We start from the raw sequence: 20057 nt of genomic DNA, 5'->3' as shown, positions 1-20057 counted from the left end.
GAAGAAAGCGTCATGGCGACACGATCCGAATCCCCCACCTTCTCTGAGCTTTTCACACCCAAGCTTGTGACCGTTCTGCGTGAGCGTTACGGCCTTCAGGATCTGCGAGCCGATGCCGCGGCCGGACTGACGGTCGCGATCGTCGCCCTGCCCCTGTCGATGGCAATTGCCATTGCCTCCGGGGTTACACCGGATAGAGGCCTCTACGCCGCTATTGTAGGCGGATTCGTCGTTTCTCTCCTCGGCGGAAGCAGATTTCAGATCGGCGGGCCGGCCGGCGCCTTCATCGTGCTTGTCGCCGCGACCGTGGAACGTCATGGTGTGGACGGCCTCCTGCTGGCGACCCTGCTGTCCGGCCTCATCATGATGGCTATTGGGTTCCTCCGGCTGGGAACCTTCATCAAATACATTCCCTACCCTGTGACTGTCGGTTTCACGTCAGGCATCGCCGTCATCATTTTCGCCAGCCAGATCCGGGAACTGCTCGGCTTATCCTTAACGGACAAGGAGCCAGGGCCTTTCATCCCCAAGCTCACGGCTCTCGCAGGTGCACTGCCGACCCTTAATGTGTCGGCCGCACTCGTGGCCGCCCTCACGATTGCCGCGATCCTCGCCGTTCGCCGCTTTCGGCCGCACTGGCCCGCGATGCTGATTGCCGTCGGTCTTGCTGCCATCGTCAGCGCCTCCATCGGCCTGCCGGTCGAGACGATCGGGACACGATTTGGCGGCATCCCGCAATCATTGCCGGCGCCGCGTCTTCCGACCTTCACTGTGGACAAAGTCCTGACAGTACTGCCGGACGCGCTTTCCTTCGCGCTTCTTGGCGGTGTCGAGAGCCTCCTCTCTGCCGTCGTGGCAGATTCCATGAGCGGCCGGCGTCATCGCTCGAACTGCGAATTGGTGGCGCAAGGTGTCGCCAACATCGCTTCCGCTCTGTTTGGTGGCCTGTGCGTGACCGGCACGATTGCCCGAACGGCCACCAATGTCCGCTCTGGCGCCCGCGGGCCCGTCGCCGGGATGCTTCACGCCCTTTTTCTGCTCCTCTTCATGATGGTTGCGGCCCCCCTGGCGAGCTACATTCCGCTCGCGGCACTTGGAGCCGTGCTGTCTGTGGTCGCCTGGAACATGGCGGAGAAGCATGAATTTGCAATACTCCTGCGGGCCTCACGCGGCGATGCAGTCGTCTTGCTAGCCACGTTCCTCCTAGTCGTTTTCCGCGATCTGACGGAGGGGATCCTGGTCGGGTTTGGCATCGGGGCGCTTCTCTTTCTCCACCGCATGGCTCAGGCGGTTGAGATCGAAACCGGCAAGCCCCTGGTGGAAGGCGACACAGCCGATATCGTGAACGGCAAAGGCCGGGAACCCTATGATGCCGCTCTCGCAACGGATCCGGCGGTCGTCGTCTATCGCATCTCAGGAGCATTTTTCTTCGGAGCAGCGGCGACCGTCGCTGCCACGCTTGATCGTCTTGCAGAGCATCCGAAGGCTTACGTGATCGATTTCTCGGCCGTCCCCATCATCGACTCGACAGCCGCTGCCATGATCGAGGGCTTCGCCCGAAAGGCGCACAGGCAGGGAGCAATCGTCTATTTGACCGGAGCCAAATCACCAATCCGGCGAACCCTGCTCACCCATGGCGTCAGACCACCGCAGGTGCGGTTCAAGCCCACCCTGCCTGATGCTGTGAAGGCAGCTCATGCTGCGCTGGATCAGGAGCATCGGGAACCTCGTGACCCACAGCTCTCCTAAGCGGTCAGACGGATCAGCATGATTTCGGCATATCCGGCGATCGCCCCTGCGCTGACACCATCGGCAAGAGCTTCAGCAGGGCGGTCGCGAAAGACGAACCACCAAAGGGCGACCGTTCCGGCGGCAGTCACAAGAATATGAAGCAGGATGAAAAGTCGCAGCTGCAAAGCTTCCTCCGTGTCCCGTCCCATATGACCCAATCACGCAGTTCCTTGGCGCTTATGCGAAAATCCACTCTCGCCTAACCGCCGACGATCATGCGGTCATCTGAAAGCGCCTATACGGCCGAGGCCAACAACTTGTTTTCGCCGTATTATCTATCATCTTGAATGGGTCGCAAGTTCGACCGATCGTGATTCCGTGAGCGCCTTTCGCATATTCGCCGGCCTTGTCCATCTAACCCTGGCGCTTTTGCTGATCACAGCCGCGCCATCGATGGCGTTTGACCGGTCAGACGATGGTCGGATGGTGGCACTGCAAACTCTGGTCTCAGTGCTGCCCGCTGACCAGGACCCGGGCGATGATGGGGCGAACGGGTACACATCGGATTCCGATCGACTGAGTGGTGACGGGCCAAGTTTCCTATTGCTCAGTTTCGCTGAGAAGCCTGCATTCGCGTTCACGAGGGTTATCGGAACCTCTCTTATCGCCTACTCACCATCGTTCTCGTCCCACCACCCCTGCGCATTCCCTTCGACCGGACCTCCGCCCGCGTAGCTGAACCCGCGCGGACTGTACCGATCGGCCCAGTTCTCCCGCGCGAAGTCGGCGGAACGCGTCGTACTTCAAGCAATCCTCGTCGGCCGCCGTTTGGGCGCAACAGTGTCAAGGCACCTCGAAACGGGTGCGGTAACACCATCGAGACACTCCTGCGCACCGGCCTGAGACCATGATCAAGAATAAATCACATGTCTTCACCCCATATCCGAGCGGCTGAAGTCGAAGCTGGCACCAGTCTGGTTCCTTCGATTTCCGGCTCGACCGAGCCTGCACCTGCGTCCGCCGTTTCCCGGATAGGGTTGACGGAGTGGATTGGCACGGCTCTTACAATCGCGGTCGCTTTCGGAATCCTGGCACTCTTGGCCAAGCTCGGTGCTGAAGTCGACATTCAGCACGTCGCCGAGGGTGTCGCAGCCACCCCTAGGGCCGCGGTCGGCCTATCGCTGCTCTTCAGTGCAATCAGCTATGTTGCTCTGATCGGCTATGACGCCTTCGGCATTCGAACCGTCACGGACAAGCCCGTGCCGCTTCGAACCATCGCTCTGGGTTCCTTCACGAGCTACGCCATCGGTCATACTCTTGGCTTTCCGCTCGTGACCGCAGGCGCGGTTCGCTGGCGTATTTACGGCCGCGCGGGACTTTCGATGCCAGATGTCGGCCGGCTCACCGCCGTTGCCGGTCTGAACCTCTGGCTAGGGATGGCATCGGTGATCGGCCTTAGTGCCCTTCTACAGCCTTCCGCCTTGACGGCTCTCGACCGACTGCCGGCGAACGTCAACAAGGGACTTGGCGCGCTTCTCCTGATTGCCCTCTTGGGCTTTCTGGCGTGGACCGGCAGGGGTGGCCGAGCCATCGGCCGGAGCTGGGCCCGGATCCCACTGCCGAGTGGTCCCCATCTCCTCATCCAGATTGGTCTGGGGGTCATTGATGTCGGGGCTGCGGCGGCGGCCCTTTGGATTCTGCTTCCGTCCGGCGTCCATATCGGCTTTCCGGCCTTCGCGGCGGTCTTCTCCTGCGCCATCATCCTCGCTCTCGTCAGCCATGCGCCGGCCGGCCTTGGGGCGTTCGAAGCGGCGGTCCTCCTCGCACTCCCGAATGTTCCAGCCTCTGATCTCATTTCGGCAGTTCTGATCTGGCGCCTCACCTACACATTGATCCCGTTCGGCCTAGCCGTAGCGCTTCTTATCGTCGACGAGCTTCGACACCCGGGCACGAAGCTCGCGCGGGCTGCCAGGAGGATGGGGCGTCTCGTGTTGCCGTTCGTTCCGGCAGCTCTGGCGGCATTGACGTTCCTCGGCGGATTGGTTCTGCTCACATCAGGTGCCTTGCCGAACGACTATTCGCGCATTCGCGGACTGCGCCATCTCATCCCCCTGCCGTTCACAGAGGTGTCGCACCTTGTCGCCAGCACCGTGGGCGTGTTCCTTCTGGTGCTGTCGCGCGGCCTTCTCAGGCGGCTGACAAGTGCATGGACGCTCGCAGTCGTTCTGATTGGCGCCGGCATGGTGCTGTCGCTGGTCAAGGGATTCGATTGGGAGGAGGCGCTGATCCTCGGAGCCGTGCTGACTCTGCTTGCGACCTATCGATCGGCCTTCTACCGCAAGGCAGGCATCTTCGCCGAACCCTTGGAGCCACGCTGGCTCATCGCGATCGCGTTCGTGATCGCCTGCACCATCTGGCTCGGCTTTGCAGTCTTTCAGGATGTCGATTACAGCCATCAACTCTGGTGGCAGTTCGATTGGCACGACGATGCCTCGCGCTTCCTGCGCGCGAGCCTTGCCACAGTGATCGTGGGAGCCGCGCTCTCGCTCTACGCGATGCTGCACCGGTCACCTGCTCAGCGACGCACGCCCCCTCTCCACTTCGAGATACTTGCTCCGGCTCTGGCCCAGGCTAGCCGGGCCGATGCACAACTTGCTCTCCTGGACGACAAGCGTGTGCTCATGCACGAGGCTGGCGATGCCTTCCTCATGTACGCCGTGCGGGGCAAAAGCTGGATCGTCATGGGTGATCCGGTTGGCCCCACCGATCGGGCGCCGGATCTCATGTGGCGTTTTCTCGAAGAGGTTGATCGCCATGCGGGCTGGCCGGTCTTCTATCAGGTCAGTCCGGCCCATCTGCCGCTTTATCTGGATGGCGGCCTCTCGCTGATCAAGCTTGGCGAGGAGGCAAGGGTGGACCTGTCGGCCTTTACGACGGAAGGCAGGGCCGGTCGCGACTGGCGCAGCGCCGTCAATCGGGCGAAGCGGGACGACCTGCAATTCGCGATCATTCCTGCGAACGAGGTCCCAGCGCACCTTTCCGAGCTGAAGAAGGTCTCCGATGCCTGGCTTGCAGAGCGCGGCAGCCGCGAGAAAGGCTTCTCAATCGGCTACTGGTCGGAAAGCTACCTGTCGCGCTTCGACATCGCCGTCGTGAGGCGGGGAGGAGTAATTCTCGCCTTTGCGAACATCTGGTACGGCCAACCAGGCGGCGAGATGACCGTCGACCTCATGCGCCACCTCCCGGATTGCTCCGGTGTCATGGATCTCCTGTTCGTCAACCTCATGCAGGAAGGCAAGGCGCGCGGCTATCGATGGTTCAATCTCGGAATGGCTCCGCTGTCGGGTCTCTCTCACCACCGCCTCGCCCCAAGCTGGCACAAGGTTGCAGCCTTCGTTGCCCGCAACGGTGAGCGGTTCTATGGCTTCAGGGGACTGCGCGCCTACAAGGAAAAGTTCGGGCCAGTCTGGGAGCCACGCTACATGGCGTGTCCGGGAGGCTGGGCGCTACCGCAGATCCTGCTCGACGTGACGAGCCTGATATCCGGCAGCGCTTCCAAGGCGATCATCAGAGGAGCGCGGCGATGAAGCTTACCGATATCTTCAAGGGCATCGCCATCACCGTTGCCCTCTTGGCACTCGGCATCGGAGCCGCTCTCAAGGGCGGTGCCGTTCTGGCTGCCCTGACTCCGCCCACCGTCACGACGGCCACCCTGGCGATGAGCGAAGTGGAACAGCTGGAGGAATTCGGCACCGTCGAAGTCCTGAGTTCCGACCAGCCGGCGCGAGGGCTCGTGATCCTCGCCGCCGGCACGCCGGATATTCCTGCGCGCAATGCGGACGCCCAAGCTCTGGCTAAAGAAGGTCTTATCGTGGTCACGTTCGACTTCGATGCATTCCGGCAGGCGCTTGCCAAGGAGCCCGCAGACGAGGACTGCCACTATATCGCCGACGACCTGAAGGATCTCGGCCAAGCCGTTCAGCGTCAACTCGGGATCAAGCGCTACTTCTTCCCGGTGATCATCGGGCGAGGTGACGGTGCAGCATTTGCGTATGCGGCTCTCGCTCAGGCTCCACCGAACACTCTCGGCGGTGCGATCAGCATCGGCTTCGAACCCGTGATCAAGTCCGACCGCCCCTATTGCTTCGAGCCCGACCTCGTGAAGGCGGCAGACGATTTATACGCTCTGCCGAACAATGCGGACATCCCCGGCCAGTGGCGGGTGATCGCCGGCGAAAGCGAACGGACTCGCATCGAAGCGTTCCAGGAGCCGATCGACGCGGCCGAATACGTCCCTGCCCAGGACGAGGAGGGCACGCGGTCGGCCCTTGTTGAAGGAGCCGTCCGTCTGGGACATACCGGAGAGCGCGGGCATTCGGAGCTTCCCGTGGCGATTATCAAGCCTGAGGGCCAGATCAACGGCCTTGCGATCATCGTGTCCGGCGACGGCGGCTGGCGTGATATCGACAAGTCGATCGGCGAATGGCTTGCAAAACAAGGCGTCGCTGTCGTCGGCGTCGATTCCCTGCGGTACTTCTGGTCGAAGAAGAGCCCGGCGCAGGTTGCCGCAGACCTTGCACTTCTCTTCGATCATTACGGCTCCGAGTTCGGAACCAATCGCTACTCCCTCGTCGGCTTCTCATTCGGGGCCGACATCATGCCGGACGTCTGGCCTTTGCTGCCGAAGACCGTGAAGGACCGGGTCCAGGTCGTCTCTCTTCTGGCCCTGGGCCAGAACGCCGATTTCGAAGTAACTGTGGAAGGCTTTGTGGGTGGCGCCACGGCCGAAAGCAGACCGCTAGTGCCACTTCTGGCCCAACTGCCGCTCAACAGAACACAATGTATCTACGGCAAAGAGGAAGCAGAGGATGGGGAGACGTCGTGCACAGCTCCCGAGCTCGCTCAGGCTGAACGCCTTCCCTTGGAGGGAGGACACCATTTCGATGGCGACTACACCAAGGCAGCAGAGGCGATCTGGAGACGAATGCAGGGCGAAAGCGCGAAGCTCTGACCCAGATTGATCGATAAAGATATGGTCGGACGGACCTATTTGCCTCCGCCCGCATTCACTCGAGGCTTTTTGACGCTCTCCATCACCGGGCCGGTTCCAGTGTCCCATTCGAAGAGGTCGGGATATTGCGTGGCGAGTTCCGGAAGCGAGCGAAGAATCTCGCTGAGATGGTGGCGCATTGCCTTTTCGGCCGTCTCAGGATCTCCGGCCTTGATGGCATCGACGATAACAATGTGCTGTGCCAGAACCGCATGGCGCGGCATGGCCTGCGCCATGTCCAGAAAGCGAACGCGATCCATCTGAGGCTTGATGTCCTCGATCATCTGCCAGGCGGCCGGCCGCCTAGCAGCCTCGGCGAGGAGGCGGTGAAACTCCTCATCGAGAGACAGAAACTCCTCCGTCGATGTCGTCCGTTGCGCGCGTCGCTGCCTCGTCAGGCTGGCATTCAACTCGGCGACGATGGTCGACGTTGCGTTCAAAGCGGCCTCGCGTACCACCGCGCATTCCACAGCTTCCCGGATGAAGCGTGCGTCCTCGACGCCCGCCTGCGAGATCTTCACGACCTGTGTGCCGCGCTGGGGCAAAACACGCACGAGACCCGCTTCGCTGAGCTTGATCAAAGCCTCCCGGACCGGCGAGCGGCTGACACCGAAGCGGCGAGCCAGATCCTGTTCGGAGAGCATCTCTCCAGGGGCCAACTGCATGGTCACGATTGCATGACGCAGGGCCCGGGTGACTTGGCGGGCTATTGGCTCCCGGTTGAGATCAAGCTTCCTGAGCGTCTTGTCGTTCATATTCACCACACTACCATACTAGTAGGCCATTGCAATGCTTTCGAGACCGTTCTAAGCTCCGGGACGTTGAGCTCGAAACCGATCGGAAAACAGTTCGGAACGGAGCCTTCAGGGAGGACGCGATGCTGATCCATCCGGACCGGATGTTTCCTGTCGACCCCGCAGCGCGCCAGATTGCGCGACGGCTCTACACGGGCATCCAAGATCTGCCGATCATCTCACCGCACGGCCACACCGATCCGCGCTGGTATGCGGAGAACGAACCCTTTCCGGACCCGGCGACGTTGTTTGTGATCCCGGATCACTACATTTTCCGGATGCTCTACAGCCAAGGAATTTATCTTGAGGATCTCGGCGTTCCATCCCGGGATGGAAGTGCGATCGAGCGCGACTCCCGAAAAATCTGGCGTCGCTTCGCAGAGAATTACCATCTTTTCCGAGGCACCCCGACCCGCGCTTGGCTTGATCACACCTTCGCGACGCTTTTCGGCTTCACGGAACGCCTCTCTGCGCAGAACGCGGACGAGTATTACGACCAGATCGACGCAGCCCTGCGCACGCCTGAATTCCGACCGCGGGCTCTTTTCGAGCGGTTTCAGATCGAAGCCATCGCAACAACCGAGAGTCCTCTCGATCCTCTGAAGCATCACGACATCATCCGCCGCTCCGGATGGGATGGGCGCGTGATCACGGCCTATCGTCCCGATCCAGTCGTCGATCCCGCTTTCGAGGGCTTTCGGCAGAACCTCGAACGGTTTGGAGAGATTACGGGTTGCGACATCCTCAGCTGGGACGGCTACCTCGAAGCGCACCGCAAGCGCCGCGCCTTCTTCCGCGATTACGGCGCGACGTCCACCGACCACGGGCATCCCACAGCGAGGACGGCCGACTTGGCGCGAAGCGAGGCGGAGGCCCTGTTCAGGCGCATCTCGACAGCAGATGCGAGCGACCAGGATGCCGAACTCTTCCGGGCCCAAATGCTGACCGAGATGGCTGCCATGAGCGTCGAGGACGGCATGGTGATGCAGATTCATCCAGGCTCCTTCCGAAACCACAACCGAGCGATCTTCTCGCGCTTCGGCCGCGACATGGGAGCAGATATCCCTTCGGCGACAGATTATGTCGGCGCCCTCAAGCCCTTATTGGACCGCTTCGGGAACGAACCCAATCTCACCCTGATCCTCTTCACGCTCGATGAGACGAGCTATTCCCGCGAGCTCGCGCCCCTCGCCGGGCATTATCCGGCCCTCAGACTGGGACCAGCCTGGTGGTTCTTCGACGCTCCCGAAGGCATGAGGCGCTTCCGCGAACTCACTACGGAGACAGCCGGCTTCTACAACACCGTCGGCTTCAACGACGACACGCGCGCATACCTGTCGATCCCTGCGCGCCATGATATGGCCCGGCGCGTTGACTGCGCCTTTCTGGCCAATCTCGTAGCGCAGCATCGCCTCGACGAGGATGAAGCGCATGAGGTGGCCCACGACCTCGCATATCGCCTCGCGAAAGAGGCCTACAAGCTGTGACACCGGACGGGGCTCACAAAGGCTACGCCGCACAGACCAGAACGGGAGGAAGAGAATGAGCAACGTGATCACCAGAAGAACCTTCGTCGGGGGTGTGGCAGGCGCTGCGGGCGTCGCGGCTCTGGGCGGACCGACATTCGCGCAGCTCGCGCTGCCGACGAGCCCGGTTACGCTCAACATTATCGACGTCGCGGGCAACCTCGCCCTGACGCAGAAGGCGATCGAGAACTACCGGAAGGCCAAACCGAACGTCGTGTCGCGCATCACCTTTACGAAGGCGCCTGCTCCGGAACTCGCCGGCAAGATCAAGGCGCAGCAGGATGCAGGACGCGTCGACATCGATCTGGTGCTCACCGGGACCGACGCGCTTTCGGCCGGGATCGAACAGAAGCTCTGGGTCGAGCTTCTGCCGGCTCATGCGAACGTCCTGCCGAAGCTCGACGACATCTATCTTCCGGCCGCCGCGAAGATGCAGGGACTCGCCAAGGGCCAGGGCGTCGTTGTGACGTACTACCCGTCCGGACCACTGCTCGAATACATGCCCAACAAGGTCCAGAACGTTCCGACGACCGCGGAGGAATTGCTGGCCTGGGCCAAGGCCAATCCGAACCGTCTCATCTATGCACGACCGGCCAATTCCGGCCCTGGCCGCACCTTCATCATGGGCCTCCCCTACATCCTCGGCGATAGCAACCCGCAGGATCCCGCAAAGGGTTGGGACAAGACCTGGGCCTACCTCAAGGAACTCGGTCAATACATCGAATATTATCCGTCAGGCACCGGCGCGGTCATGAAGGAACTCGGCGAGGGTTCCCGCGACATGACGGTGTCGACTACCGGCTGGGACATCAATCCGCGCGTTCTCGGCGTCGTTCCGAAGGAAGCCAAGGTTGCAGCCATAAAAGGCTTCCACTGGGTGGCGGATGCGCATTACATGTGCATTCCCAAGGGGCTGCCGAACGAGAAGGTCGCCGTCCTCATCGACCTGATGAACTTCCTGCTCACGAAGGAGCAGCAAGCCTACACCTATGACGAGGGCTACTTCTATCCTGGCCCCGCTGTAAAGGGCGTGACCATCGATATGGCCCCGCCGGACAGCCAAGCGGCGATCAAAGAGTTCGGACGTCCCGAATACGAGAAGTGGATCGCCGAGAACCCGATTGAACTGCCCCTCCAGCCCGAGCAGATGGTCGTCGCCTTCCGCATGTGGGACGAGCAGGTCGGCGGAGCGAAGCGCAAGTAAGGCTAGGGACCCGCGATGACGATAGCTCTCTCACAGTTCGACGAAGTCCGGCTCGACCGTGTCAGCCGCGACTTCGGGGCCCTGAACGCCCTTCGCGACGTCAGCCTGACAATCCGCCGGCGCGAGTTCATCGCGCTTCTAGGACCATCGGGCTGCGGCAAGTCGACGACTCTGAACTGCATTGCGGGTCTCCTCCCCGTCACCGGAGGTGCAATCTGGCTCGACAAGCAGCGGGTCGATACGCTGCGCCCCGAGGAGCGCGGCTTTGGCATGGTGTTCCAGAACTACGCACTCTTTCCTCATCTCAATGTCAGGCAGAACATCGGATTCGGCCTGAAGATGCGCGGGACGCCCAAGGCCGAGATCGATCGCAAGGTCGATGAAGCCCTGAGCCTCGTGAGGCTTCAGGGACAGGAGCACAAGCTCCCCGGACAGCTCTCCGGCGGACAGCAACAGCGCGTGGCGATTGCCCGGGCCATCGTCATCGAGCCGCCGCTGGTCTTGATGGATGAGCCTCTCTCCAACCTCGACGCAAAGCTTCGGCTCGAGATGCGTGCGGAGATCCGCCGCATCCACAACGAGCTCGGCGCTACGACCATCTACGTGACGCACGATCAGGATGAGGCCCTTTCGCTCGCCGACCGCATCGTTGTGCTTCGCGACGGCGTGGTACGTCAGGTAGGGTCGCCTAAGGAGCTTTACGAGGAGCCGGCCCATCTCGACGTGGCCGACTTCATGGGCTTCAGGAACAAATTGAGGGGCCGCGTCCTCGAAATTGAGAACGGTCGCGTACTCCTCGACGTCGAGGGGGCAAGGATCGCGGGAGTTGCGCGCGAGCACGTGTCGCCCGGATCACTCGCTTATGCGGCCATACGTTCCGACGATATGGCCGTCGGAACCCCGGGCGACCGCTCCCTCGCCGTTACGGTCGACACCATGGAGTACCGCGGTCGCGAGTTCGTCGGAACCGCCCATACGGCTGGCGGTCTCGACCTGGTCTTCCGCTCCCACCAAGCCGTCGAACCCGGCGCGAAGATCCATCTCCAGGTCGAGGACAATCGTGTTCTCGTCTTCGCTGAGCCTGTGCAGGGGAGAAACTGATGGACGCATTTGCGCCGGCCACCGCTGCAACGGCACACGGGCCGAGCCTTCGCCAGAGGCTTGCGGCCCAGGGGTTTGACGCGGTCACCCTCCTCGTTGTGCCTGCAGCCATCTTCAGCCTCGCGCTCTTCGTCTACCCGTTCGCCTTCGGCTTTATTCTGTCCTTCGAGCCCAAGGCCGGCGGCGACTGGCTCGCGAACTACAAGCGCTTCTTCTCAGACCCATTTCTATACGAGACGATCGCGAAGACCCTGTGGCTTGCGATTCCCGTCACGCTACTGAACTTGCTGCTGGCAGTTCCGATCGCCTTCCGCGTCCGTTTATTGCGTCATCAGCGTCTTCTCACCACGACCTTGGTGCTCCCGATCACTCTGGGAACGGTACTGGTGGCGGAGGGGCTGCTCAACTATCTCGGGCCGCAGGGCTGGTTCAATCGCACGCTCATGACGTTGGGGCTCATCTCCGAGCCGCTCAAGCTGGTTCACAATTATTGGGGCGTTTTCGCATCGCTGGTGATCACCGGCTTTCCCTTCACGTTCCTGCTCACTCTTTCGTATGTGACGGGGATCGATCCGGCGCTAGAGCAGGCTGGAGCAACGCTCGGGGCCAATTCCTGGCAGCGGTTCCGCTATATCTACCTTCCTCTTCTGATGCCGGGCTTCGCCATCACGTTCTGCCTGTCTTTCGTTCAGGCCTTCTCCGTGTTTCCCTCCGCGGTTCTTCTCGGCGCACCGGCGGGCCCGACCCGCGTGATCTCGATCGCAGCCTATCAGGCAGCGTTCGAGGAGTATGACTACTCCATGGCCTCCGCGGTTGCGATGATCATGGGCTTCGTCCAGCTCGCGATCGTGGTCGCCGTTCTTGCCTCCCGCGGTCTCTTCTACCGCGGTCCTGCTAGCGGCGCGAAAGGGTAATCCGATGATCCGCGATACCACACTCGGCGCCAAGCTCTGGGCCGCTGCCATATGGGCCGTCGTCGCGTTCTTCGTGCTGAACCTGCTCGCCATGATCGCGACCGTGGTGACGAGTTCCTTCGCGACGCGCTGGCTTGGAACCTGGCTTCCGGCGGGATGGACGACACGTTGGTACGACTCGGCCTGGAGCGAATTTCAGCTCGGAGACGTGCTGCTCGTGACCTTTCAGGTGGTTGGCGCCGTCGTCCTGATCTCAGGCGTCCTCGGCGTCACAGCGGCCTATGCTTTAGCCCGGCGAGACTTTCCGGGGAAGAAGCTGCTCGTGCTCCTGTTTCTGCTGCCGCTTCTCATCCCGCCGATCACGTTCGGCATCCCTCTTGCCACGGTCCTCTACCAGACGGGACTGGCCGGAACCTTCTGGGGGGTGGTCGCCGCCAATCTCGTGCCGACTGTGCCTTTCGTGATCCTGGTCATGATCCCGTTCATCGAGCAGATCGACCCGAAGATCGAAGCTGCGGCCAGAGTTTTCGGCGCCAACACCTTCAAGCTGTTCATCCATGTGCTGCTGCCATTGCTGCTTCCGGGCATACTGGCAGCCCTCCTCCTCGTCCTCGTCCGGACCATCGCGATGTTCGAGCTGACCTTCCTAGTCGCCGGTCCGACCAGCCAGACGCTTGTTGTCGCACTCTACTACGCCGTCTTCGCGGCAGGCGTCCGCGCCGTGCAGTCGATCGACGCTATGGCGGTGATCTACATGGTGACGACGCTCGTCTGGCTCGTGATTGCCCTGCGCTTCGTCAATCCGACGCAGATCGTTACGCGGGCAAAGCAACAACCGGCGCATTGAGGACGCAATGTCGAAGCGTTTGAACGAGACGAATCTTGCCGACCTCCCTGCGAGCGTCCATAAGCCTCCTTATGATCGCAAGGCCGTCACACCGGGAATCGTACATCTGGGCGTCGGCGCCTTCCATCGAGCTCATCAGGCGGTCTATACCGATGATGTTCTCGGTCACTATCCACAGTGGGGAATCGTTGCCGCAAGCCTTCGTAGCCCGGACACTTACGACGCCCTGTCGCCACAGGATGGTCTCTACACAGTTTCGGTGCGCTCGCGAGACGGTGAAGCTCTGCGGATCATCGGCTCGATCGGCCGCGTGATCGTTGCTCCCGAGGCAGTCGAAGATCTCCTCACGGTGATGTGCGATCCCGCCATCCGCATCGTTTCACTGACGGTCACCGAGAAGGGCTATTGTCACGACCCTGCGACGGGAGCCCTCAACGAAGCTCATCCCGATATCGTCCACGACCTTGCCAATCGGCATCAGCCGCGATCGGCTCCAGGTTTCATCGTCGAGGCCCTTCGTCGTCGCAGGACATCCGGGGTGCCGCCGTTTACGGTCCTGAGTTGCGACAATCTACCGTCGAATGGTCGCACCGTGAAACGAGTCCTGGCTCGCTATGCCGAGTTGATCGATCAGGATCTCGGCCGGTTTATGGCCACCGAAGTCGCCTTCCCCTCCACAATGGTCGACAGGATCGTACCGGCCACGAGCGATGCCGACCGGGAACGTGTCGCGCAGGCGCTAGGAATGTCGGACGCGTGGCCGGTCGTCACCGAACCTTTCACCCAATGGGTGATCGAGGACGACTTCCCGCAGGGCCGCCCTGCCTGGGAGATGGCCGGTGCCGAATTCGTGGCCGACGTCGAGCCGTATGAGCATATGAAGCTCCGCCTGCTCAACGGAAGCCACTCGACCCTCGCCTATCTCGGCTATCTTGCGGACTATGAAACGGTCTCCGACGCCATGGCCGATCCATTCTTCGAACGGCTTGTGCGCGGACTGATGGACGAAGAGGTGACGCCGACCCTCCACATGCCGCCGGGTGCCGATCTCGTATCCTACAAGACAGCCCTTATTGAGCGTTTCAAGAACCCTGCCCTTCGGCACCGTACCTGGCAAATTGCAATGGACGGGTCACAGAAGCTTCCACAACGACTGCTCGGCACGGTTCGCGACCGTCTGAACGCAGGAGCTCCGTTCCGACGCCTTGCCCTCGGGATCGCCGCTTGGATGCGGTACGTCACCGGAGTCGACGAGAGGGGACTGCCGATCGATGTGCGGGACCCGATGGCAGCCCGTTTGCGCACGCATGCAAAGCGCGCCGGCGGCAGTCCCGAGAAGCTTGCGCAGGAGCTGTTCAGTCTCCGCGAGATCTTTGGCGACGATCTGCCGGCGGATTATCATTTTACCGATTCCGTTACAGCGGCACTTGCGCAGCTTTATGCCCAAGGCGCTCGAAAGACCGTCCTGGACCTAGCCTCCGCCTGACGACACTTCCCCGGGGATCCCCATGAAAATCGAAAAGGCCTATTGCATCGTCACCTGCCCCGGCAGGAACTTCGTCACTCTCAAGATCGTCACGGACGAAGGCGTCTACGGTATCGGCGACGCGACCCTGAACGGACGGGAGCTGGCAGTCTCGGCCTATCTCGAGGAGCACGTGATCCCCTGCCTTATCGGACGGGATCCGCAGCAGATCGAGGACATCTGGCAGTACCTTGCCAAAGGTGCCTATTGGCGGCGCGGTCCGGTCACCATGTCGGCGATCGCAGCCGTCGACATGGCATTGTGGGACATCAAAGCAAAGGTCGCAGGCCTTCCGCTCTACCAACTCCTCGGCGGCAAGAGCCGGTCGGGTGTCATGGTGTACGGTCACGCCAACGGGCGCGACATTCCAGAAACCGTCGACGCAGTGGGGAAGTATCTCGATCTCGGGTACAAGGCCGTTCGCGCGCAGGCCGGGATTCCCGGTCTGGAGACTGCCTACGGGATTGCCCGAGGGAAGCTGTTCTACGAGCCCGCCACGAAGGGACTGCCCGAGGAGCAGATCTGGTCGACGGAAAAATACCTCAACTTTGCTCCGAAGCTCTTCGATGCCGTACGTGTGGCCCATGGAGTCGACTTTCACCTGCTCCACGACGTGCACCATCGTCTGACGCCCATCGAGGCGGCTCGGCTCGGCAAGAGCCTCGAACCGTACAACTTGTTCTGGATGGAGGATCCCACGCCGGCAGAGAACCAGGAATCCCTGCGCCTGATCCGCCAACACACGACGACCCCGATTGCCATCGGAGAGATCTTCAACTCCATTCATGACTGTCGGGAGCTGATCCAGAACCAGCTTATCGACTACATTCGCACGACAGTCGTCCGAGCCGGCGGTATCACCCAGTTGCGTAAGATCGCGGCCCTCGCGGAGCTCTATCAGGTCCGTACCGGCTCCCACGGGGCGACCGACCTGTCTCCGGTCTGCATGGGGTCGGCGCTTCATTTCGACCTGTGGGTGCCGAACTTCGGCATTCAGGAATACATGCGTCATACGCCAGAGACCGATGAAGTCTTTCCGCACGCCTATTCCTTCGCGGATGGCTATCTCTATCCTGGCGACACTCCGGGACATGGCGTCGACATCGACGAGAAAGTCGCGGCGAAGTATCCTTACGATCGTGCATATCTTCCCGTCGCACGGCTCGAAGACGGCACATTGTGGAGCTGGTAGTTTGAGGAAGAACGGCTGTCGCGACGCGCAGACGTCTGCCTGCTGGACGCTGCGCTATCGCGACTTCTCGGCTGCGTTCTGACGCTCAGGCTTTTCAGAACCTGGGAACACCTCGGGATTGCCCGAGATCCGGCCTTTCAAGGCTCGACAAGCTTGTTTCGCACTGCATAAAGGACAAGCTCCACGCCAGACCGGAGATTCAGCTTCCTCATGGCTGCGGTCCGGTGACTTTCGACAGTCTTGATACTGACAGCCCAACGTTCGGCAATCGCGCGATTGCTCTGGCCCTCGGCGACGAGTTGCACCACCTCCCGCTCCCGGGATGTCAGCATCTGTGATGTCACGACCTTGCCGCCGCTCAGGAATGTATCGAGCAAGGTCTCGGCCACCTGCGGGGAGAAGTAGGGTCTTTTCTGAAGAAGGGCGCTCACCCCTCTGACCACCTCGCCGTCATCTTCGACCTTGAGAAGGTAGCCACGGGCACCAGCGTGCAGCACGTCGCGAATGGCATCTTGGTTGTTGTGCATCGTATAGATCAGCACTTCGGTCTTAGAACTTCCGAGACGGATCTGGCGAGTCGCTTCGAGGCCGTTGAGCACCGGAAGGGAATAATCGAGAATTGCGACATCCGGCCGATGCTTGAGGGCAAGCTCGACAGCCATCTGTCCGTTCTCGGCAGCCGCGCAGACCTCCCATCCCGGCTGCTCCTGTAGAAGAACCTGCAGGCCTCTTCGCACGATGGTATGATCATCCGCAATGAGGAGCTTCACGGTCATGGTGTCTCCTGCACATGGGCGAACCCGGCCCTCGCAAGCTGCTTAAGCCTATCAGGCGATCTCCCGAATAGATCCTCGGGTTTTTACAGGGGGGCTCTTTATCACGAGACTTGCCTTCAGGCTTTCACCGATCAACCTCAGCGGAATTTTCGGTCTCTTGGGACGGTCCCACCTCTTGATCACGTTGGCCGATCGCTGGGAACATGAGGATCGCTCTTGTCCCACGCCCCTGCTCACTTTCAAGCCTGATCTCTCCGGCGCTCTGTTGGACGAAGCCCAGCACTTGGCTCAGGCCGAGGCCACTGCCTTGCCCCTCCGCCTTGGTGGTGAAGAATGGATCGAACGCCTGCTCGAGAACTGAAGGCGGCATGCCTTGACCAGCATCTATGACGGAGATCAGGACCCAGGGTCTTGCCCCCTCATCCGGCTGCGTCGCGATGTCCTTGAGGTGTGGATTCGACGTGACGGACGTCTCGATGAGAATCGTACCGCCATTCGGCATCGCGTCTCGGGCGTTCAGCACGAGATTCAGCAGGGCTGCTTCGAACTGAACGGGATCGAGACTGCATACCATGGCAGAACTGCCGAGGTTGAAGGTGACCGAGATCCGAGGTCCGGCGGCCTGCCTCAGGATGGGGGCGAACCATGCAATCTGGCTGTCGATGACAGTGACCTGCGGACGTAATTCCTGACGCCTTGAGAATGTCATCAGACTCTCGATCATCGCCTTTGCACCGCTCAAAGCATGCTCGACATCATTGAGAATAGAGAGGCCTTCGGCATTCCCTGACAGCAATGGTCTCAAGAGCAGAACAGACGACTGGACGATCCGGATCGTGTTGCCGAAATCGTGGGCGATTCCGCCAGCAATGCGTCCCAGAGATTCCAGCCGTTGATTGCGGCTGAGCCTCGCTAGCTCGATCTGCTCACGTCTTCGATTCCTCAGGACGAGATAGATGAGCGAGCCGATCAGCCCGAGGAGAATCATTGCTGTGACGAGCACGACCGCTGCATGCTTGTACCAGGGCTTGAACACCGTTCGTTGCGCGAGCCCCACCAGGACAACTGCCGGCGATGTACTGAGGGCTTGATAGCCCACAATCCGTGGAGTGCCATCGACTGGGCTCGTCGCCCAATAGACACCTTGATGGCGGCTCGCGAGCAGCGTGGAGACGGGTTCAGCCGTCGAAAAGGCCTTGCCAATCGCATCATCAGACGCCGGATTGCGGGCCAGAAGCGTTCCATCACGCATCAGGAGGGCGATGAACCCACCCTCGCCAACCGACAGGCCTTGATAGAAATTCTCAAAGTATCGGGGCTCGACAGCCGCCACGACAATGCGGCTGAAGCTGCCGTCAGGGTTGTCGACTCTTCGGCTAAAGCTGACGAACCATCGATCGAGCGAGCGGCTTCGGAGCGGGTAGCCGACAAAGAGGCCTAACTTAGAATTATCCCGATGGGCTTTGAAGTAAGGGCTATCGGCCAAGCTTACCCTGGGGGTTGAGGGATAGTCAGTATCGTGAGTGATGAAGCCGTCCGGACCGATCACGAAGAGAGCCCGAACGAACGGCAGAACCTCGAGCCTCTCCTTCAATGCCTGACGGAACGCCGGATCGTTCTCGGATGTATCCTGATGCATCGATAAGGCATCGCGCATTCCGATCAGGGTGAAGTCCACGGCCTGAAAGGTGCGCTCTGTCTGCTCGGCTAGAACGTGGACGAGATTCTGAGCCGCTTCCTCCCCTAGAGCCCCGGCCTCATGGTAGCTTCGAACCAGTTCAAGAGAACCCAAGAAGACAATGCCAAGCGCGAGCGCGAGGGCTGGTGCAAGAGAAAGGCCAAATCTCAATGACCGCGATGTCATGGGCTGGATCGTTCCGAGCCGCCGCGTGGATCCTCTTATGATCCAATTTAGCCCTTTTGAAGGGATCTGCTACGACGTGAGATGTGCCCTTAAGGATAAGCTTCCATCTTCAGGCTATGCTCCGAAGGATACCTGGCCGGAACTGCTTTCGGTCAGCTCTCTCTGAAGCTGCGACGAAGTGCATCAATGAAAGGCTTGAAGAGATACTGAACGAGCGTCCGTTCGCCCGCCACAATGAGAACCTCCGCCGGCATTCCCGGGACGAGATCCACTTCGGGAGCAATGCGCTTCAACTCCTCCCGATCGACTTCGACGCGGGCGAGATAATAGGGCTGGCGCGTATTATCGTCCAGCAGACGATCAGCGGAGACTGAACGAACCGTGCCGGAAATTCGCGGCGCCGTGCGGCTCGAATAGGCCAGGAGATGAACCTGAGCCGGCAGCCCATTGTGCACGATGTCGATATCATTGGGCGACACACGGGCGTCGATGAGAAGCACGTCGTCCAACGGAACGATATCGAGGATCGGCTCTCCCTTCTGAACGACGCCGCCCTCGGTCTTAAAGCGAAGGTTGACGACGGTCCCGCTCACTGGGGCGGTCAGAACGGTCCGGTTAAGAACATCCTTGCTCGCGAAGAGCCGCTCGTTAGTTGTAGAAAGGTCCACACGAACCTGATCGAGCTGTTCGGCAATCTTGTCCATGCGCTCGGCATCGAGCGCCAGAACCTGGAGTTCCGTCTCACCGATCTGCTGCTTGGTCTTCGCAATAGAGCCTACGTACTCGCCGCGACGTCCCAGAAGCTCTGCATGCATGCGCTGAAGGCGTAGCAATTCCGGCTTGGGCAGAATTCCCTTCCGCTGAAGCTGCTCCTTACCTTCAAGCTCTTCCTGGATGAGCGCAATCTGTTGCGTCGTGCTTTCGACCTGAGCATTGAGGGCCCCGATCTGTTCCTCGAACTGCTCGATCCGCTGCTTGAGTACACGTTGCCTCGAGATGTGCATTTGATACCTCGTTCTCAGAAGCTGTCTCTGCCCGTCGAACAGGGCGCGCAGGCCGGGGTCGTTCGCCTTGTCTCTCAACTCCGCAGGTATCTCCATCGCGTCTTGGCCGGCCTTTTCTGCCAGAAGGCGCGCCCGCATTGTCAGCAGGGTCTCGTATTGAGTGAGAAGGGTCTCATAATTGGCTTTAGGCTGAATGTTGTCGAGAACTACGAGCGGCTGGCCTGCATGAACGACATCGCCATCGCGAACACGCACTTTGGCGATGATACCACCCTCGAGATGCTGGACGGTCTTGCGGCTTCCGTCGGGGCTGATGATGGCTGGTGCAACAGCGCCGCCTGCGAGAGGCACGATAGCGGCCCAAGCGCCGAAGCCGACGAGGAAGACACCGATGACCACAAGGCCAATCCGCACGGGACCGCTCAGTCCCCGCCGCAAGGCCACACCGTCGTTTCTGACCTGCGGAGCATTCGCTCCGCCTTCAATGACCGTTAAGGCTCTAGTAGGACTCATGGATGACATGCCTCAC

At 60.8% G+C, this 20057-nt stretch carries 15 protein-coding genes; 10 read left to right on the top strand and 5 right to left on the bottom strand.

The features are described 5' to 3' along the window. Nucleotides 1–12: 12 nt before the first annotated feature. Nucleotides 13–1749, top strand: coding sequence for a SulP family inorganic anion transporter (locus DES45_RS05600; protein ID WP_114769009.1), 1737 nt, complete (start codon nucleotides 13–15; stop codon nucleotides 1747–1749). Here the strand turns inward: DES45_RS05600 and DES45_RS25020 are convergent. Continuing rightward, the gene (locus DES45_RS25020; protein ID WP_170151401.1) at nucleotides 1746–1916 is read right to left on the bottom strand and encodes a hypothetical protein; all 171 of its coding nucleotides are present in this window, start codon (nucleotides 1914–1916) and stop codon (nucleotides 1746–1748) included. The genes DES45_RS05600 and DES45_RS25020 overlap by 4 nt on opposite strands. 852 nt (nucleotides 1917–2768) lie before the next feature. Between DES45_RS25020 and mprF the strand changes: the two genes are divergently transcribed. Both mprF and DES45_RS05585 read left to right on the top strand, forming a co-directional pair. Continuing rightward, complete coding sequence (gene mprF / locus DES45_RS05590) at nucleotides 2769–5318, top strand: bifunctional lysylphosphatidylglycerol flippase/synthetase MprF (protein WP_170151400.1); 2550 nt, start codon at nucleotides 2769–2771, stop codon at nucleotides 5316–5318. Further along, on the top strand, nucleotides 5315–6742 hold the full coding sequence (locus DES45_RS05585) for a virulence factor family protein (RefSeq protein ID WP_114769006.1): 1428 nt from the start codon (nucleotides 5315–5317) through the stop codon (nucleotides 6740–6742). The genes mprF and DES45_RS05585 overlap by 4 nt, the downstream gene beginning before the upstream one ends. A 35-nt stretch (nucleotides 6743–6777) precedes the next feature. On the opposite strand, the gene DES45_RS05580 is transcribed toward DES45_RS05585, so the two are convergent. Further along, the gene (locus tag DES45_RS05580; RefSeq protein WP_114769444.1) at nucleotides 6778–7536 is read right to left on the bottom strand and encodes a GntR family transcriptional regulator; all 759 of its coding nucleotides are present in this window, start codon (nucleotides 7534–7536) and stop codon (nucleotides 6778–6780) included. Between the two features lie 122 nt (nucleotides 7537–7658). Here DES45_RS05580 and uxaC point away from each other — a divergent pair, with 122 nt between their 5' ends. Genes uxaC through manD form a run of 7 tightly spaced genes read left to right on the top strand, consistent with a single transcriptional unit; the run spans nucleotide 7659 to nucleotide 15884 of the window. After that, nucleotides 7659–9062: a glucuronate isomerase gene (uxaC, locus tag DES45_RS05575; RefSeq protein WP_114769005.1), complete on the top strand. Its 1404-nt coding sequence runs from the start codon at nucleotides 7659–7661 to the stop codon at nucleotides 9060–9062. Nucleotides 9063–9117: 55 nt separating this feature from the next. Next, nucleotides 9118–10305 (top strand): ABC transporter substrate-binding protein, encoded by a 1188-nt coding sequence (locus DES45_RS05570; protein WP_114769004.1) that lies wholly within the window; start codon nucleotides 9118–9120, stop codon nucleotides 10303–10305. Nucleotides 10306–10320: 15 nt separating this feature from the next. Then, nucleotides 10321–11406 carry an ABC transporter ATP-binding protein gene (locus DES45_RS05565; protein WP_114769003.1) on the top strand — a complete coding sequence of 362 codons (1086 nt, stop codon included), beginning with the start codon at nucleotides 10321–10323 and terminating at the stop codon, nucleotides 11404–11406. Continuing rightward, on the top strand, nucleotides 11406–12320 hold the full coding sequence (locus DES45_RS05560) for an ABC transporter permease (protein WP_114769002.1): 915 nt from the start codon (nucleotides 11406–11408) through the stop codon (nucleotides 12318–12320). The genes DES45_RS05565 and DES45_RS05560 overlap by 1 nt, the downstream gene beginning before the upstream one ends. 4 nt (nucleotides 12321–12324) lie before the next feature. After that, nucleotides 12325–13167: an ABC transporter permease gene (locus DES45_RS05555; protein ID WP_114769001.1), complete on the top strand. Its 843-nt coding sequence runs from the start codon at nucleotides 12325–12327 to the stop codon at nucleotides 13165–13167. A gap of 7 nt (nucleotides 13168–13174) precedes the next feature. Beyond that, on the top strand, nucleotides 13175–14653 hold the full coding sequence (locus tag DES45_RS05550) for a mannitol dehydrogenase family protein (RefSeq protein WP_114769000.1): 1479 nt from the start codon (nucleotides 13175–13177) through the stop codon (nucleotides 14651–14653). 22 nt (nucleotides 14654–14675) lie between these two features. Further along, the gene (gene manD / locus DES45_RS05545; protein ID WP_114768999.1) at nucleotides 14676–15884 is read left to right on the top strand and encodes a D-mannonate dehydratase ManD; all 1209 of its coding nucleotides are present in this window, start codon (nucleotides 14676–14678) and stop codon (nucleotides 15882–15884) included. Nucleotides 15885–16021: 137 nt separating this feature from the next. Here the strand turns inward: manD and DES45_RS05540 are convergent, their stop codons facing one another. The 3 genes from DES45_RS05540 to DES45_RS05530 form a co-directional block, all read right to left on the bottom strand. After that, the gene (locus DES45_RS05540) at nucleotides 16022–16660 is read right to left on the bottom strand and encodes a response regulator (protein WP_114768998.1); all 639 of its coding nucleotides are present in this window, start codon (nucleotides 16658–16660) and stop codon (nucleotides 16022–16024) included. 124 nt (nucleotides 16661–16784) lie between these two features. Continuing rightward, nucleotides 16785–18524, bottom strand: a complete 1740-nt coding sequence (locus tag DES45_RS05535; RefSeq protein WP_114768997.1) for a hybrid sensor histidine kinase/response regulator — start codon at nucleotides 18522–18524, stop codon at nucleotides 16785–16787. Between the two features lie 152 nt (nucleotides 18525–18676). Then, nucleotides 18677–20050 carry an HlyD family type I secretion periplasmic adaptor subunit gene (locus tag DES45_RS05530; protein WP_245429760.1) on the bottom strand — a complete coding sequence of 458 codons (1374 nt, stop codon included), beginning with the start codon at nucleotides 20048–20050 and terminating at the stop codon, nucleotides 18677–18679. Between the last annotated feature and the right edge of the window lie 7 nt (nucleotides 20051–20057).

The organism is Microvirga subterranea, assembly GCF_003350535.1.
Taxonomy (GTDB): Bacteria; Pseudomonadota; Alphaproteobacteria; order Rhizobiales; family Beijerinckiaceae; genus Microvirga; species Microvirga subterranea.
The sequence above is the reverse complement of the archived record's forward strand: the minus strand, read 5'-3'. Positions and strand labels throughout refer to the sequence as shown.

Bases quoted from the DNA above. Each gene is read 5' to 3' on its own strand.
- DES45_RS05540 (WP_114768998.1), bottom strand. From the start codon at position 16,660: ATGACCGTGAAGCTCCTCATTGCGGATGATCATACCATCGTGCGAAGA.
- DES45_RS05585 (WP_114769006.1), top strand. From the start codon at position 5,315: ATGAAGCTTACCGATATCTTCAAGGGCATCGCCATCACCGTTGCCCTC.
- DES45_RS05560 (WP_114769002.1), top strand. From the start codon at position 11,406: ATGGACGCATTTGCGCCGGCCACCGCTGCAACGGCACACGGGCCGAGC.
- DES45_RS05565 (WP_114769003.1), top strand. From the start codon at position 10,321: ATGACGATAGCTCTCTCACAGTTCGACGAAGTCCGGCTCGACCGTGTC.
- DES45_RS05555 (WP_114769001.1), top strand. From the start codon at position 12,325: ATGATCCGCGATACCACACTCGGCGCCAAGCTCTGGGCCGCTGCCATA.
- DES45_RS05600 (WP_114769009.1), top strand. From the start codon at position 13: ATGGCGACACGATCCGAATCCCCCACCTTCTCTGAGCTTTTCACACCC.
- uxaC (WP_114769005.1), top strand. From the start codon at position 7,659: ATGCTGATCCATCCGGACCGGATGTTTCCTGTCGACCCCGCAGCGCGC.
- DES45_RS05530 (WP_245429760.1), bottom strand. From the start codon at position 20,050: ATGTCATCCATGAGTCCTACTAGAGCCTTAACGGTCATTGAAGGCGGA.
- DES45_RS05550 (WP_114769000.1), top strand. From the start codon at position 13,175: ATGTCGAAGCGTTTGAACGAGACGAATCTTGCCGACCTCCCTGCGAGC.
- DES45_RS05535 (WP_114768997.1), bottom strand. From the start codon at position 18,524: ATGACATCGCGGTCATTGAGATTTGGCCTTTCTCTTGCACCAGCCCTC.
- DES45_RS05570 (WP_114769004.1), top strand. From the start codon at position 9,118: ATGAGCAACGTGATCACCAGAAGAACCTTCGTCGGGGGTGTGGCAGGC.
- manD (WP_114768999.1), top strand. From the start codon at position 14,676: ATGAAAATCGAAAAGGCCTATTGCATCGTCACCTGCCCCGGCAGGAAC.
- DES45_RS05580 (WP_114769444.1), bottom strand. From the start codon at position 7,536: ATGAACGACAAGACGCTCAGGAAGCTTGATCTCAACCGGGAGCCAATA.